Origin of the sequence: Rhizobium johnstonii 3841, from assembly GCF_000009265.1 — a bacterium.
Classification (GTDB): domain Bacteria; phylum Pseudomonadota; class Alphaproteobacteria; order Rhizobiales; family Rhizobiaceae; genus Rhizobium; species Rhizobium acaciae.
In genome coordinates this window covers 254,596-270,073 of record NC_008378.1, presented here as the reverse complement: position 1 = coordinate 270,073, position 15,478 = coordinate 254,596, and the positions used below count along the sequence as shown (strand labels likewise).

Below are 15,478 nucleotides of genomic sequence, written 5' to 3'. Positions count from 1 at the left end.
GAACATGGTCAGAAGTGATATTCTGCTGGCAGGGGCGATCTTGCTTTCCGCGATCATCGTTGGTGGCGCGATCCTCATCCGTCCCTCCGATTTTGATCGATGCCTGGAGGTGATTTCCGCCGAGATCTATCGCCGGGACCAAACGGCGACGCTTGATCCGCGTGAGGCCGAAGCGCAAGCGGCACGCAGCTGCTCAAGTAATGCGCCGAAATAGGTGAGCACCCAGAGCCTTCACGACCTTGTCTGTTGGAATCTCATCATTGCGCTGGAGTGGTCTTGGAGTTCACCGCTTCCCGGAAATGACGGGGAGTCGTACCCGTTCGCTCCTTGAAAATCTCGTAGAAGCGACTGCTGGAACCAAACCCGCAGTCAAAACCGATCTGGAGGACCGGATCGTCCGTGTCCGTCAGCAGCTGCATCGCCCGGGCAATCCGATGTCGGGTCAGGTATTCGTTGACTGATATTCCCAAAATCTTTCGGAAAGCGCTGTTGGCGGTGCTTGGATGCATGCCCGCAAGCTTTGCGAGATCGGCTACGCTAATCGGATCTGCGTAGCGGGAATTGATGAGGTCGATCAACAGCTCGACGTGGCGCACTGCATGGCCAGCCAACGATGTCGGAGAGACATGGGTTGGCGAATTGTCGATTTCAGCATTGTCCAGGATCAGACGCCGTATTCGCAGTCGTGCCTCCTCCACGACCAATTTCCGTCTTGCCGCACTGCCGAATTGCCATTCCTTTTCCCATCGTGGGAGTGTCAACGCATCCATCGTTTCCTGATTTCCCTGCGCCAGAAACCTCCCCTGCATGATCGACTGCCTGGCCTTTCTGTCCACCGGCAGACTCAGAAAATCGACAAGGGGAACATAGAGGCATACGAGCGGCGCGTTTTCGGCAACAGCAATCGTCTGATGCGGAATTGCAGCCCAGAATAAAACCAGACGGCCGGCCTCCACCTGCTCCTGCCGTCCATTAAAAAGGTAGGTCATCCGGCCTTCCATGAGCAGGTTTAATTCAACGTGGTCGTGCCAATGCGGTGCGGCCATCGCATCAGCGATGTGACGCTCGACCAAAAACGCCCCTCGGGATCCAATCCATTCGCCACGGCTTTGGGTATGTTTCATTTGCAGAAGACTCGAATCCCGGAATTAATAGGCCGATGCCAGGAGGAAATTCTGATCTAGAAGGAGCAACAAGCAATCACAACCCATGGGGAGATTGCAATGCCGAAAATTTGCCTGGTAGGCGCTGGGAGCACCGTTTTTGCTCAGAACATTCTGGGAGATGTCCTGTCTTCGCAAAGAGGCGGCGACTATCTCATCAGCCTCTTCGATATCGATCCAGAGCGACTGAAGACTTCAGAGATCGTTGCTCGCCGGATCTGCGAGTCGCTTAAGCTTTCAAACGTCAGGATAGACGCCACGCTCGACCGGCGGGAAGCGCTGCGCGGTTCCGATTTCGTGATCCTCATGATGCAGGTCGGCGGCTACAAGCCGGCGACGGTCACGGACTTCGACATTCCAAAAAAATATGGCTTGCGTCAGACGATCGCCGACACCCTTGGCATCGGCGGCATTTTCCGCGGTTTGCGGACGATACCAGTCCTTGAGGCGATCTGCCGAGACATGCAGGAGGTCTGCCCACAGGCTCTTCTGATGCAGTACGTCAACCCGATGGCCATCAACTGCTGGGCGATCAAGGATCTGGCCCCGGAAATCCGCACCGTCGGCTTGTGTCACAGTGTGCAGCACACAGCCGGGCATCTCGCGCAATGCCTCGGCGAGGACATTGCCGACGTGAACTATGTTTCGGCTGGGATCAACCACGTCGCCTTCTTCCTGAAATATGAGAAAATTCATAGCGACGGACGGCGGGAAGACCTTTATCCGAGACTGAACGCTCTCGCCGCCGATGGCCGCGTTCCGCCGGACGATCGGGTGCGGTTCGATGTTCTCAAACGGCTCGGCCACTTCGTCACCGAATCCAGCGAGCATTTCTCCGAGTATACCTCCTGGTACATCAAGGAGGGACGAGGGGATCTGATCGATCAGCTCAATATTCCGTTGGACGAATACATCCGGCGCTGCGAGGTGCAGATCAAAGAGTGGCATGCCCTTCGCAAGGAACTGGAAGGCGACAAGCCGATCGAGGTGTGCCGCAGCAATGAATATGCGGCCGGCATCATTCATGCCGCAATAACCGGCAACCCGGCGCTGATATACGGCAATGTCCCAAACAACGGCCTGATCGAGAATCTGCCCGATGAATGCATCGTGGAAGTGCCTTGCCATGTCGACAGAAACGGAATTCAGCCGGTCCGGGTCGGTCGGATCCCCTCTCAGCTTTCCGCCGTCATGAACTTGAGCGTTTCCGTTCAGCAGTTGACGGTCGAGGCGGCTCTTACAAGAAACCGCGAGCGCATCTACCAGGCCGCTCTGCTCGATCCGCATACGTCCGCGGAATTGTCGCCGGACCAAATCTGGAACCTTGTCGACGACCTGATCGTCGCACACGGCGATTTGTTGCCGAGATATCAGTGAGACCCCGCGGATAAGCCAGCCACAAGCGCAGGGCAGTTCATTTGTTTAGACGCGTCGTGAATTCACGGCGCGTTTTTTTCATTCCAGCGTCATCCAATAAATCAAAAAACGTCAGAAAATTGATTGACACTGATCATTTGAAATGAAATCATGATCGAAATTGGGATCGGCCGTGAGGGAGGTTTTCGTTGAGCCAGGCAGTTGGAGTGAAGGTCGATCGACTGGATGCCATTCGCAGCCACCTCTACGCGAACGGCTTTTCGACCATTCAGGCGCTTGCCGATGCGATCGGAGCATCGCTTGCCACGGTTCGTAGAGACCTGCAGATCCTTGAGCAGGAGGGCGCTATTGATCGCGTGCATGGTGGAGCGCGCATTGCCGAAGGATCATCGGTGGAAGTGGCATTTCAGGAGCGCGAAAAGCGCCATCTATCGGCCAAACGGGCGATTGCCACCGCGGCCTACGACCTGCTTCATCCACGTACGGCAATCTTTCTCGACGCGGGAACCACCGTCCTGCAGCTTGCGCGCCTCGTTCGCATCAACCCCATGCCGCTCAGGATATTCACCAACGGCCTGACGGTAGCGCAGGAATTCCTGAATATTCCGAATTTGGAAGTGGTGCTTCTCGGCGGTCAGCTGCGCAGCGAGAATGCGTCGCTTGTCGGACCTCAGGCGGAGGCAATGCTGGAAACATTATGGTTCGACCAGCTCTTTCTTGGCGCCAGCGCCATTAGCTCCGACGGTGCGATTTATAGCGTGGACAGTGCGGAAGCGAGCCTCAACCGGCGCATGCTGGCTCGGTCGGCCAATCGTTTCGTCCTGGCCGATTCCTCGAAATTCGGAACCACAGCGACCTACAAGGTCGCGCCGCTGGACACCGCGAAAGTCATTACCGATTCCGGGCTTTCGCGGCATTGGCGTGACGAGCTTGTCAACTTCGGCGTCGACGCAACAATCGCGGATCTGAGGGCGAAAGAGTGAGCGACGCGCTGATCCTCGGCATCGACGGTGGCGGAAGCAAGGTGCTGGTTGCGCTTGCGGACAAGCGTGGCCGGATATTGCGGCGGTCCCGCGGCCATGGTGTCAATCCCATGGACAATCCGAATTGGCTCCATGAGCTGGAGGAGCATCTCCTTCCCTTTCGCGATGAAGGAAATCTGGCGGCCGTCGCCGCAGCGCTGCCCGCCTACGGCGAGGTTGAGCGCCTGTCGGCTCTACAGCGCGATGCGATCGAGCGCCTGTTCCCAAACGTCCACCGCCGCGTCCTCAACGATGTGGACGGGGCGCACCTCGGTGCTTTTGCGGGCGAGCCGGGTATCCTCATTCTTTCCGGCACGGGTTCAATGGCATGGGTGCGTAATTCCAAAGGCCAGTCGGCGCGGACCGGCGGCTGGGGAGATCTCATCGGTGACGAGGGCAGCAGCCATTGGATCGGGCAGAGGGCGCTCAATCTCGTCAGCCAAAGCTTGGACGGGCGTGCTCCGGCAACGGCTCTTGCAAAGGCCCTGTTTGACCACCTTCGCATCGACTTGAGCAATCCGATGAATGGGCTCGGCGATTGGGCCAGCTCCCTGGCGAACCCACGGGCGGACATTGCAGCAATTTCGACCCTGGTCGATCAGGTCGCACTTGGCGGCGATAAAGGGGCGGTCGGGTTGATCGAGCAGGCCGCCGATGAACTCGCGAAGCATCATGCGACAATTGTCGGCCATTGTGATCCGGGTGCCGACTGGACCTATGCCGGCGGTACTTTTTCGAGCCGGCTTCTTTTGGAGGCGCTTGAACGGCGAATTGGCAGGCCTCCGGCTTTGCCGAAACTTCCCCCGATTGGCGGCGCGCTCCTGGCTGCCGCCCAACTTCTCGACTGGCCGTTAGACGACGGCTGGTTCGGGCAAATCGTGGCCACGGCCGAAGGCGGTGACTGCGCATCCCAGTGAATTGAGCTCAAGAATAATGAAGGATGGGAACATGCATAAATTGATCTTGCCTCTACTTGCATCGGCGGCCTTGGCAATCGCCGTACCCGCTCTGGGCCAGGACGCCAAGCCGCTTGCCGGTCAGTCGATCACGGTGCTCATGCCATCGCCGCAGGGACCGAACATCGCCTCTGACTTCGAGGCCGAAACCGGCATTCACGTTGACCTACAGACCCTGTCGTGGGACGACATCCGCCCGAAGCTGGTGACAGCCTTGGTTGCCGGTACAGCGCCAGCGGATGTGACCGAATTCGATTGGTCCTGGACCGGTCAGTTCAGCGCGGCCGGTTGGTATATGCCGCTCAACGACGTGATCGACGCCGATACGGTGAAAGATATCGGCGTTGCCAAGATCTTCACGGTTGACGGCAAACTATTGGGAATTCCCTACACCAACGACTTCCGGGTGATGCTCGTCAACAAGAAGCATTTCACGGATGCAGGCATCACCGAGATGCCGAAAACATTGGACGCCCTGGTCGCTGCCGCCAAGAAGATCAAGGAAAAAGGCATCGTCGAGTATCCGATCGGCCTGCCGGTTTCAGCAACGGAAGGCGCGTCAACGAGCTGGTACCTGCTGACCAAGGCCTTCGGTGGCGAACTCTTCGACAAGGACTTCAATCCGCTCTTCACCTCGCCGGATTCGGCTGGTTACAAGGCGCTTGCTTTCGAGTTGATGCTCCTCAAAGAAGGGCTGGTCGATCCTGCGTCTACCGGCCTGAAAGACAGCCAGATCAATGAGAGCATGTTCGCGCAGGGCATCACCAGCATCATGATCTCCGGTGAGCCCGGTCGTCTCGGCCAGATGAACGACCCCAAGCAGTCGAAAGTCGCCGGCCAGGTAGAAGCGATCCTCGTGCCGACGGCGAGCGGTGAAACGCGCAGTTTCGGCCTTCCGGAAGCGCTGGCTATTCCAAATGTCTCTCCCAACAAGGAGGCGGCGATCGCTTTCGTCAAATGGTTCACCAGCAAGGACTTCCAGAAAAAGAATGCCGTAAACGGCTTCCTGCCGACCCGCACGTCGGCGCTTTCCGAACTCAACGAGTCCGGAAAACTGAACAGCGGCGACGCTCTCGTAGCGCAGTCCAAAACCGTTGAGCCGCTGTTCCCGCAAGGCACGCCGCCTTGGTATCCGCAATTTTCCAGCGGCGTAAACACCGCGATCAATAGCGCTGCCAAGGGACAGATGAGCGTCGACCAGGCGATGGAGGCTATCGCTGCCGCCGCCAAGCAGGCGATGGCGCAATGACCGCTTTGGCGTCCGAAGGGGCCACGAGCAAGCGTGGGGTCGGCTTCAACGCCGACGCCACGCTCGGCTTGCTGTTGGTGTCGCCCATCGTTATCACGATGGCAGCTTTGGTCTTCTACCCGATGGGAAGAACCGTCTGGGACAGCCTGCACAGGGTCAACCCCATGCAGGCCGGCACGCCATTCGTCGGCCTGGAGAATTACAGCCGAATGCTGTCGGATGGCCAGCTCGCGACGACCTGGAGCAACACGCTCACATACGTTGTTCTGGCCGTCGTCGCCGAAACCGTGTTCGGCGTTCTTGCCGCCGCTCTCATCAATCAGATCAAGGTCGGGCGGCAGTGGGTGCTCGCAGCAGTGATCTTGCCCTGGGCGCTGCCCGGCGTTGTGAATTCGGTCATTTGGCTTTGGATTTATCAACCGGGCGCGGGTCTGTTGAACGGCATTCTTTCGGCGCTTGGGCTGCCCTTCGAAAATCACGTCTGGTTCAACGATCGCACCAGCGCCATCGTCGCCGTAACAATCGTCCACGTCTGGCGCATGATGCCTTTGACGATCGTCATCGTCCTTGCGGCGATGCAGAGTATTCCTGCGCATCTCTATGAGGCTGCGCGGATCGATGGAGCCACGCGCGTTCAGATGTTCACATTGGTAACCCTTCCGCTGGTTCGCAGTGCGATCGCTGTCGCCATGACGAACGCAACCGTGAATGCTTTCAATCTCTTCGACGAGGCCTGGGTTCTGGCGGGTGCCAGCCTCGAGACCCGACCGGTGCTCGTCCAGATCTACCTCGAAACCTTCCAGAATCTCCGCTTCTCGTATGGCATGGCGCTATCGGTGGTGATCACTCTCGTGTCTCTGCTGATTTCGTTGGTCTACGTCCTTCGTGTCTATCGCAACACACGGTTCGACTGATGAAATCCACTATTGCCTATCGAATGATGATTTGGGCCGGTGTCGTCGTCCTGTTGATCTGGTCTTTGGGGCCGATCTACTGGACCATCGCGAGTTCGGTTACGCCCAGCGAAGACTTTTCGACCCGACCGATCAACTTCTTCCCGCAGCACTTTACGCTCGATCACTACTCGCGGCTGCTTGGCATCAATATTGCGCGGATCGGAGGTGTGGAGGTATTCAAACAGTTCCGGGCCGCGTTGTTCAATAGCGTGGTGACCTCGATCGCTGCCACGCTGCTTTGCGTCGCAATATCCTCTCTTGGGGCTTACGCGTTCACCAGGCTGCAGTTTCCCGGCCGGAAAGTGCTTTTTGTCGCTGTCGTCGCGACGCTGGCTATTCCCGCTTACGCTGTCTTGATCCCGCTCTATCAGATCATGATCAAGCTGCATCTCGTCGATACCTATGTGGGCGTCTCGCTGATCTATGTCTCGGCCTTCCTGCCTCTGTCGCTCTGGCTGTTGCGGAGCGTGTTCGAAGCTCTTCCGATCGCACTGGAAGAGGCTGCGCAACTCGACGGAGCGGGCCGGCTCTACATCTTCTTCAATATCGTCCTGCCGCTGGCCGGACCGGGTCTGACGGCAGCGGCGATCCTCACCTTCCTTGGTGCATGGGGACAGTATCTCGTACCGCTCATTTTTTCGCCGCAGGCAACGAAGCCGCTAACGGTTCTGATCCCGGAATTCGTAACGAAGAACTTCATCGACTACGGGCTCATCACCGCGAGCGGCTCGATCGCCATCGTCATCCCCGCCCTCGTCGTCATTTTCCTCAACCGTTACCTCGTCAGCGGCCTGTTGGCTGGTTCAGTCAAATAATCGGAGACTTCATGAACACGACCGAAAAAGTCATTTTCGAGCAATTTCCCTACTGGGAGAAGGCGATCGGCTCGAATTCAGCTATCGATAGCGCGGAGCTGCTCGTCTTCGTCGGCTGCGGCACGTCCTTCAATCTGGCGCTTGCGCTGGCATCCTATTCGAATATGGCCGGACGCAAGGCAATCGCGGTTCCCGGTGCCGAATGGCAAAACCGGCCATCGGCCTTCTGGCCGGAGTGGCGCAACACGCACGTCGTCGCGCTTTCCCGGAGCGGCGAGACGACGGAGACAGTTGCCGCGGCAAAGGCAAGCCGAGCCGCCGGCGCCTTCGTGACGGCGATAACCGTCGAACCGGAAAGCGCCCTCGCGAAAAATTGCGATCGGATGATCGCTGCCGAAACCCATCCGGACGAAGGTATCGTTATGACGGTCTCGGCGAGCCTCATGGTCCTTCTCGGTTTGCAGATGATCGGGCAGAAAGTTCCTGCCTCTGCCGTGAATTCCGCCCGCCAGCTCGCGAGCGCTCTCGATGCGGCGCTTCCTGGAATGATCGCCGACCGGTCGCACTTCGTCTTTCTCGGTGGCGGGCCGCTCTTCGGCGTCGCCCTGGAGGGAGCGCTCAAGCTCATGGAAATGAGCCAGATCATGACCCAGGCCTTCCACCCGCTGGAATACCGGCATGGGCCGATTAGCCTCGTTGACGCAAAGACGGTTGCGGTCATGCTGTATAGCTCCGACCAGAGGGAGGCGGAGACGAAACTGGTGGGAGAACTGAGAGAAAAAGGCGCGGTCGTCATCGGTGTGGGTGGTCCAGGCGATCTGGAACTCGCCGTCGATGTCGATCTGTCGCTTGCGGGTCTCGTTGTCCTTCCGGCGCTGCAGGTCCTCGGCGAACGCGCCGCGCAGGCTCGGCAAATCGACACTGTCTCTCCCCGTCACCTGACGAAGGTTGTGACGCTCGCATGACGTCGATCGAAGAGAACCGGCAGACCGCGCTGCGAAAGCTTTTCGGTGCCCGAAACCTGCCTTTTCCCCATGGCGTCACTTCGGTCTGCTCGGCGCATCCGCTGGTTATCGAGGCAGCCGTTCGGCGTGCCGGCATGGAGCACCGGGCGGTCCTCATCGAAGCCACCTGCAATCAGGTCAATCAGGAGGGCGGCTATACCGCGATGACGCCGGTGGACTTTCGCCGGTTCATCGAGGACATCGCCGCAGCGACTGATTTTCCAGCCGAACGCATCATCCTGGGAGGCGATCACCTCGGTCCCAACCCATGGAGAAAATTGGCGGCCGAGGAGGCAATGCTGCGCGCCGCGGCTATGGTGACGGCCTATGTCGAGGCAGGGTTTGAAAAGATTCACCTGGACACGTCGATGGGCTGTGCCGGTGAACCAACGGCCATCGATGACGAATTGACCGCGGCGCGGGCCGCTCGATTGGCAAAGGCCGCTGAGGAGGCCGCTCTTCGTTCAGGTCGCCGTCCGCCGGTCTATATCATCGGAACCGAGGTGCCGCCTCCAGGTGGTGCAACGCACGCACTCGAAGAAATCGAAATTACCCGGGCCGATGCGGCGATGAAAACGCTGGCGGTTCACCGGGCGTCGTTTGCCGAAGCAGGTTTGGCGTCGGCAATGGAGCGGGTCATTGGGATCGTGGTTCAGCCGGGCGTGGAATTTGGCAACACGGACGTGGCGCTCTACAAGCCTGAACGGGCCAAGAGCCTCATTCGTTCGCTGGACGACATGCCGGGCTTGGTTTTCGAAGCACATTCCACCGACTACCAACCGGCCGAAGCCTTGTCTGCTCTCGTTGACGGCGGCTTTGCAATCCTCAAGGTCGGACCAGGGCTGACTTTCGCGCTGCGCGAAGCGCTGTACGGTCTCGATGTGATCGCTGACGTGCTTGCCGGGAGGACGCCACGAGCCGGACTGGTGACGACCATGGAAAAAATCATGGTCGAGCAGCCGGCAAGCTGGACGGGCCACTATGGCGGCAGTCCCGATGAGGAGCGACTGCAAAGGCATTTCAGCTATAGTGATCGAATTCGCTATTACTGGCCGGATCCTCGCGCATCCGCCGCGGTCGGCGAATTGTTCAGCCGGCTCCCCGATGAAATTCCCGAAACTCTGATCAGCCAATATCTCGGCCGACTCTATTCCGACGTGGTGTCAAAGCGGGTCGCTCCGAAGGCCCGCGAACTCTGCCTTGCTGCGGTCGACGCGGTATTGGCGCCATATTCAGCCGCCACGGCAATCCGATGAGCAATCGACAGCCGTGTCAGACGAGCGGCTGCGTCCCGAAGATACCAACATTCAGCCGGAGAACGTTATGGCGTCAGTAAGTGTGGCGAATGCCCGCAAGAGCTACGGTCACTTCGAAGTTCTGCATGGGGTGGATATTGATATCCAAGACGGCGAATTCGTGATCCTGGTCGGTCCGTCCGGGTGCGGGAAATCGACATTGTTGCGGATGATCGCCGGCCTCGAAGAGATTTCAGCTGGCCGGATATCGATCGGCAGCAAGGTCGTGAACAATGTCGCGCCAAAAGAACGCGATATTGCGATGGTTTTCCAGTCCTACGCGCTCTACCCCCATCTGACAGTCGAGGCGAATATGGGGTTTTCGCTCAAGCTGGCGAAAGCACCCAAGGAACAGACCAGGCAACGTGTTCGAGAGGCCGCTGAAATTCTGGGGCTCGGGCATCTGCTCGACAGATATCCGAAAAACCTGTCGGGCGGCCAACGTCAACGTGTGGCGATGGGCCGTGCCATCGTCAGAAATCCGCAGGTCTTCCTGTTTGACGAACCATTGTCGAACCTGGACGCAAAGCTGCGTGTCCAGATGCGTTCGGAAATCAAGCAACTGCACCAGCGACTGAAGACGACGACCATTTACGTCACCCACGATCAGATCGAGGCCATGACGATGGCCGATCGGATTGTTGTGATGCGGGACGGCTTCGTCGAGCAGATAGGCTCGCCGCTCGATCTCTACGACCGGCCGGCAAACCTTTTCGTGGCGGGCTTCATCGGTTCGCCGGCGATGAACCTTATTCGAGGCCAAGTCAGCACTTCGGGGCCGCTGGAGTTGATCGCGGACGGCGGAGGTAGGCTGCCGCTGCCCGAAGCAGCGCCATTGGAACGCGGCGCACAGCTTATCTACGGCATTCGCCCTGAGCATCTCGTAATCGGACACGGTCCTGTTGCCGCTGAGGTCGTCCTCGTCGAGCCCACCGGTGCTGAGATCCAGGTCACCACGAAGTTTGGTGCGGATCAGCTCGTTGCGACGGTAAGAGAGCGCCTTGATCTCCGCGCCGGCGACCAGATCGTCATTACCCCGGATCTCAGCAAACTGCATCTGTTCGACGCAAAAACCGAAAAGCGGTTCAGGTCCGTCTAACCTGATGATTTTCGAGCGAAACGTGACATGGAGTTCAAGCTGATGACAGGTCGGAGAGTCGCCCTCATTCGACATCGTGCAGCAACGCTGGCGGAAGGTTCGCTGCAGGTCAGCGTCCAAGGCTGCCAGCGGCGGCGATGATCTCCGCCGCGGTCGGGAAGATGGAGAGGCTGTTCGGTCCGTCGAGCGCCTCGATTTGGGTCCAGCCGATGGTGCCGTCCGCATTGACCAGGAAGTGCCCGACGAGCTGGGTAGCGTGGTTCGCGAAGATCGCATGATCGGCCTCGTCAAGCTCGAAGCCGTCCTTGGCGTTGAGTACCGCATTGGCTTCCATCGGGTGCAGCGGTTCCGGCAGCTCGCCTGTGGGGTTGATGCGTGCCGCCTGGAACTGCGCCATCGTTGCACCATAGGGCCATTCGGGCTGCTCGCAGCTGCCTTCGGGCAGGAACTCGCCATGGGGCACACCGTAGGCTCGATGCGTGCGGCAGTCCGGGTCACACAGAAGTGTTATCGGCGTCGGCCGGTGGCGGAAGTACAGGCGGGCACGTTCCACCGGCGTGTTGATAACGGCCACGGTCTCCACCCCGGCGGCGCGCAAGGTCGGCTGTACGCCGGCAAGCTGCTCTAACTGACGCCGGCAGAACGGGCAGTGCAACCCGCGAAAGAACCCGATCACGAACGGGCGACCGCTCAAGTCTGCGAAAGAGACCGTTCCGTCGAAGTTGGCCGTGGCGAGTGCGAAGGCGGGGGCGGTTTCTCCTGGTTGCAGCGGGCGTTTCTGGTCTCCCATGGAATATTCCTTTGTCGTATCGCGCTAAAGCGCGTCGCGATCTTTCAGATTCGCTCTTCGCGCTTTAGGTCTTTGTTTTTTACGCATGTCGTTCTCGCAAAACCGCTGCACAATTTTGCGCAACATGCTTTAGTGGACGACCGAAATTGAACTATATCACCTGTCGCAAAAAGGCCCAGCGCTCGATGTTGAGATCGCCGAATGTGGTTCGGCATGCCATTTGCCGCTCCGACCGGCGTCGAGAGCTTGCCGGTATCGATCGCCGCTCCTATCTTATTAGAATACACTGATGGAGCAATGAGATGGCGGAGCTTGTGGCCGACACTCTAATCGACAAGACGATCGAGATCATTCCACCGGAAGACACGAAAGAACAGCCAGACCGTGCTGCTTGCCTTTGCTGCAAGCGCCGGCGTCGGTGGATGGACGATGACGGCTGCGGCATCTGTGAGGAATGCCTGGCCTCGTGATCGACACAAGAAGGGTACAAGGCGATGGCAATCCGCAGCGCCGGACTTCTGATATACCGGCGCGTTTCCAGCGACATCGAAGTCCTTCTCGTCCATCCGGGCGGTCCTTTCTGGGCTAGGAAAGACGAGGCTGCGTGGTCGATCCCGAAGGGGCTGGTCGAGCCTGGAGAAGATGAGCTCGCGGCAGCAATAAGGGAGACTACCGAAGAGCTGGGTGTAGCAGTCGATGGCAGGTTCACACCGTTGGGCGAATACCGGCAACCTGGCGGGAAGATGGTTGTTGCGTGGTCGATCGAAGCCGATCCGGTACTGGACGTGAATACGATACAGAGTTCCGAGTTTGAAATGGAATGGCCACCACGGTCGGGCCAGGTAAAGAGCTTTCCGGAGGTCGATCGCGCGGGGTGGTTTTCCCCGCCCGACGCAGCCATAAAGCTGTTGAAAGGGCAGCGACCGATGCTTGCCGACCTGCTGACGCATCTGGAATGATCGGCCCGAAATTATTGATCGAGCCGTCCGATCTTGCTTCACTCATGCGTGAGGTGCGCGGCAGCCATGAGTTGCTTCTGACAACAACCATCCTATCTGACAGTCACCGCCACGTCACTGAAATCGAGAAAACGGAGCTGCGATCCGCCTTGAGCACGCGCGAGGAGACAATCATGAACGGCATTTCCAAAACCCTGAACGACATGACGCTCGTCGAACGCTCGAGCCTGCTCGACACCGTCGCCGACGCCTTGGAAGCAACGGCCGAAGAGGCGGAAGGTGAAGGCGACGCCCGCTTCGTCGCCAACTCCATCTGCGTCGCCAATACGATTCGCGGACTATCCGGGGACCTGACGCCACGCGATCTGCAGGCGGCCGAGTTGCTCCTCGAGCAGGGCATCATGCTCGTCCACCAGTTCTCGAACCGGGCGAAGACAAACGGAGTGATCCACTAGAACAGGATGATTTTAGGCCGGCTCGGCCTAAAATCTGAATCCTGTTCTGAATTAATTAGTTGGAGCATGATGTCGTTCGAAAACCGCTCACACTTTTCGGCATCATGCTCTAACCGTGGGGTGAGGGCGCGCCCGTCAGCAATGCGCGCTGTCGGTGTGGACGGCGGCCGGCCGATTGAGATAAAGCCGTTAATCCGCGCTGGGGTATAGCGGATGCCGCCGGTCCCTGGTGAGAATGAGTGGTCTCCGCCGCGGCAAGCCGTGGGAGTGGGAGATTAGCAGACACGCCAGGAAGGCTTTATTTCCAATGGATTGCCGGTTCAACGCGCTGCCGTATCGAATGGCCGATATAGCAGGGTTCATCTTTGTTCGGTCAGGAGAAGCGTGATGCAGCCTGGTCGCACAGGCCTTGCCATCTGCTTGATGGTGGCCGCCGCTTTTTTAAATAGTCTCGACGCAGTCATTGTGCGTTTGCTGGCCGGCGACGTGCATCCATTGATGATCGGCTTTTTCCGGTCGTTTTTCGGGCTTCTTGTCGTCACGCCGTGGATCGTGTCGCGGGTCGACCTGAAATCCTCTCCCTATCGTGTTCTGCATGTCGTGCGTGCGGGTCTGAAGCTTGCCTCACTCGTTGCTTTGTTCGTCGCCTTTGCGCACGCGCCACTCGCCGATGCCACGGCGATCAATTTCACCATGCCCATGTTTCTCGTTCTCGGTGCGTGGCTGGTGCTCAAGGAACATGTCGGCATCTCCAGCGTCGCCGGCATTGTCGCAGGTTTTATCGGCGTCATGATCATCATTCGCCCTGGAGCGTCCGGTTTCGACCAATGGCTGCTTTTTGCGCTGGCAGGAGCGGTCTTGACGGCGGCCAGCCAATTGATGCTGCGGCGGATGGCATTGAGGGATAGTGCCGACCGGCTGGTTGCATGGAATCTGATAGCGACGGTACCGCTGGGCCTGATCGTCATGCTGCCGGTCTGGTCGATGCCGACCTGGAGCCAACTCGGACTGCTTGCCCTGCAAGGGGCACTCGGCGCACTTAACATGACGCTGATCACGCGCGCCTTCGGTATGGCGGCCGCAAGCGTTCTGGCACCGCTCGACTTTCTCCGACTGCCGGTCGTGGCCCTTATGGCCTTCTCATTTTTCTCGGAAGTTCCGGCCGCACAGACGTGGATCGGCGCGGCGGTGATCATCGGCGCGGCCATTATCGGAACCCGCGGCATGACATGGCGACGCAAGCCGCCGCTTGACAAGCCCTGATGATTTTTGGGGTTCACAAAAATTTTAGATGCACTAATATTTCAGTTATAGCGACTTGTCGTCGAGCCGTGCCTGTTGTCGGAGGGGTATGACAAGCAGCACAGACGAAGACGAAACCGGACATCACGACCCCCATGGGGTTCACTCGGGAGGAGTGGCATGAAGAGTTTCATCGGCAAACGCGCGATCGCCAGTGGCGTATCGCTCGTGGTGCTTATCGTCATCGTGTTCTTCCTGTCCCGACTGACGGGCGATCCGACCGACCTTTATCTGCCGATCGATGCGACCACGGAAATGCGCCAGCAATTCCGCGAGATGAACGGTTTCAACGATCCGTTGATCATCCAGTTCGGCCGTTATGTCTCGGATCTTGCCCAAGGCAATTTCGGTCAGTCACTGCGACAGGCCCGTCCGGCCATGGATGTCGTGCTGGAGGCTTTCGTGTGGACCTTCTGGCTGGCTGTCATCACCATGGCGCTGGTCACGGTCGCCGCGATCGTCATCGGTTCGCTCGCGGCGTTTCGCGTCGGCGGCGTCTTCGACCGTCTCGCCACTTTCTTCTCACTGATCGGCGCTGCGGCGCCGGATTTCTGGCTGGCCATCGTGGCGATCGTCATTTTCGCCGTCAAACTGCATGTCCTGCCGACATCGGGAACGGGAACTTTCTGGCACTGGGTCCTGCCGGTCAGCGTGCTGTTCATCCGGCCTTTCGGCCTGATCCTGCAGGTGGTCCGCGGCTCGATGATCAGTGTTCTGTCTTCCGCCTACGTGAAGACGGCCCGCGCCAAGGGTGTCCGCTCGAACTCGATCATCTTCATTCACGGACTGCGCAACGCCATGCTGCCGGTGATCACAGTCATCGGCGACCAGGCGGCCGCCATCCTGAACGGTGCCGTCGTCGTCGAGACGGTGTTTGGCTTTCCTGGTATCGGCAAGCTGATGATCGATTCCATTCTGCTTCGCGATTTCGCCGTCGTGCTGGCCGTCATCATGGTCTCGGCACTGGCGATCTTCATCATGAACCTGTTGATCGACATCGCCTATGCGCTGCTCGATCCGCGCATCCGGTATTGAG

Annotated in this window: 17 protein-coding genes; 15 read left to right on the top strand and 2 right to left on the bottom strand. The window is 58.8% G+C overall.

All coding sequences use genetic code 11. The features are described from left to right. The first annotated feature begins 4 nt into the window (after window positions 1-4). A complete protein-coding gene (locus RL_RS34210; RefSeq protein ID WP_028742451.1) occupies window positions 5-214 on the top strand; it encodes a hypothetical protein in 210 nt (69 codons plus the stop codon). Window positions 215-257: 43 nt separating this feature from the next. Here RL_RS34210 and RL_RS34205 read toward each other — a convergent pair whose 3' ends face one another. Next, window positions 258-1,124, bottom strand: coding sequence for a helix-turn-helix domain-containing protein (locus RL_RS34205; protein WP_011649033.1), 867 nt, complete (start codon window positions 1,122-1,124; stop codon window positions 258-260). A gap of 99 nt (window positions 1,125-1,223) precedes the next feature. Between RL_RS34205 and RL_RS34200 the strand changes: the two genes are divergently transcribed. From RL_RS34200 to RL_RS34160, 9 genes are all read left to right on the top strand, one after another. Further along, on the top strand, window positions 1,224-2,540 hold the full coding sequence (locus tag RL_RS34200; RefSeq protein ID WP_011649032.1) for an alpha-glucosidase/alpha-galactosidase: 1,317 nt from the start codon (window positions 1,224-1,226) through the stop codon (window positions 2,538-2,540). 188 nt (window positions 2,541-2,728) lie between these two features. After that, a complete protein-coding gene (locus RL_RS34195; RefSeq protein ID WP_011649031.1) occupies window positions 2,729-3,523 on the top strand; it encodes a DeoR/GlpR family DNA-binding transcription regulator in 795 nt (264 codons plus the stop codon). Next, window positions 3,520-4,479 (top strand): N-acetylglucosamine kinase, encoded by a 960-nt coding sequence (locus RL_RS34190; RefSeq protein ID WP_011649030.1) that lies wholly within the window; start codon window positions 3,520-3,522, stop codon window positions 4,477-4,479. The genes RL_RS34195 and RL_RS34190 overlap by 4 nt, the downstream gene beginning before the upstream one ends. A 31-nt stretch (window positions 4,480-4,510) precedes the next feature. Beyond that, window positions 4,511-5,767, top strand: coding sequence for an ABC transporter substrate-binding protein (locus RL_RS34185; protein ID WP_041936990.1), 1,257 nt, complete (start codon window positions 4,511-4,513; stop codon window positions 5,765-5,767). Then, complete coding sequence (locus tag RL_RS34180; RefSeq protein ID WP_011649028.1) at window positions 5,764-6,681, top strand: carbohydrate ABC transporter permease; 918 nt, start codon at window positions 5,764-5,766, stop codon at window positions 6,679-6,681. The genes RL_RS34185 and RL_RS34180 overlap by 4 nt, the downstream gene beginning before the upstream one ends. Before the next feature lie 23 nt (window positions 6,682-6,704). After that, window positions 6,705-7,538: a carbohydrate ABC transporter permease gene (locus RL_RS34175; protein ID WP_028742457.1), complete on the top strand. Its 834-nt coding sequence runs from the start codon at window positions 6,705-6,707 to the stop codon at window positions 7,536-7,538. An 11-nt stretch (window positions 7,539-7,549) separates the two neighbouring features. Then, complete coding sequence (locus RL_RS34170) at window positions 7,550-8,503, top strand: SIS domain-containing protein (RefSeq protein WP_011649026.1); 954 nt, start codon at window positions 7,550-7,552, stop codon at window positions 8,501-8,503. Beyond that, window positions 8,500-9,798, top strand: coding sequence for a D-tagatose-bisphosphate aldolase, class II, non-catalytic subunit (locus RL_RS34165; protein WP_011649025.1), 1,299 nt, complete (start codon window positions 8,500-8,502; stop codon window positions 9,796-9,798). The genes RL_RS34170 and RL_RS34165 overlap by 4 nt, the downstream gene beginning before the upstream one ends. A 67-nt stretch (window positions 9,799-9,865) precedes the next feature. Beyond that, entirely contained in the window at window positions 9,866-10,936 is a 1,071-nt protein-coding gene (locus RL_RS34160) for an ABC transporter ATP-binding protein (protein WP_011649024.1), read from the top strand. Between the two features lie 109 nt (window positions 10,937-11,045). Here the strand turns inward: RL_RS34160 and RL_RS34155 are convergent, their stop codons facing one another. Continuing rightward, the gene (locus tag RL_RS34155; protein ID WP_011649023.1) at window positions 11,046-11,726 is read right to left on the bottom strand and encodes a redoxin domain-containing protein; all 681 of its coding nucleotides are present in this window, start codon (window positions 11,724-11,726) and stop codon (window positions 11,046-11,048) included. Between the two features lie 302 nt (window positions 11,727-12,028). On the opposite strand from RL_RS34155, the gene RL_RS40335 reads away from it, so the two are divergent. The 5 genes from RL_RS40335 (at window position 12,029) to RL_RS34135 (ending at window position 15,477) form a co-directional block, all read left to right on the top strand. After that, window positions 12,029-12,196 (top strand): hypothetical protein, encoded by a 168-nt coding sequence (locus RL_RS40335; protein WP_165422458.1) that lies wholly within the window; start codon window positions 12,029-12,031, stop codon window positions 12,194-12,196. 24 nt (window positions 12,197-12,220) lie between these two features. Next, window positions 12,221-12,685, top strand: a complete 465-nt coding sequence (locus RL_RS34150; protein WP_011649022.1) for an NUDIX domain-containing protein — start codon at window positions 12,221-12,223, stop codon at window positions 12,683-12,685. After that, window positions 12,682-13,140, top strand: a complete 459-nt coding sequence (locus tag RL_RS40330) for a hypothetical protein (RefSeq protein ID WP_011649021.1) — start codon at window positions 12,682-12,684, stop codon at window positions 13,138-13,140. The genes RL_RS34150 and RL_RS40330 overlap by 4 nt, the downstream gene beginning before the upstream one ends. A 387-nt stretch (window positions 13,141-13,527) precedes the next feature. After that, a complete protein-coding gene (locus RL_RS34140) occupies window positions 13,528-14,403 on the top strand; it encodes a DMT family transporter (RefSeq protein WP_041936989.1) in 876 nt (291 codons plus the stop codon). Window positions 14,404-14,562: 159 nt separating this feature from the next. Next, window positions 14,563-15,477 carry an ABC transporter permease gene (locus tag RL_RS34135; protein ID WP_003550760.1) on the top strand — a complete coding sequence of 305 codons (915 nt, stop codon included), beginning with the start codon at window positions 14,563-14,565 and terminating at the stop codon, window positions 15,475-15,477. The last annotated feature ends 1 nt before the right edge of the window (window position 15,478 follow it).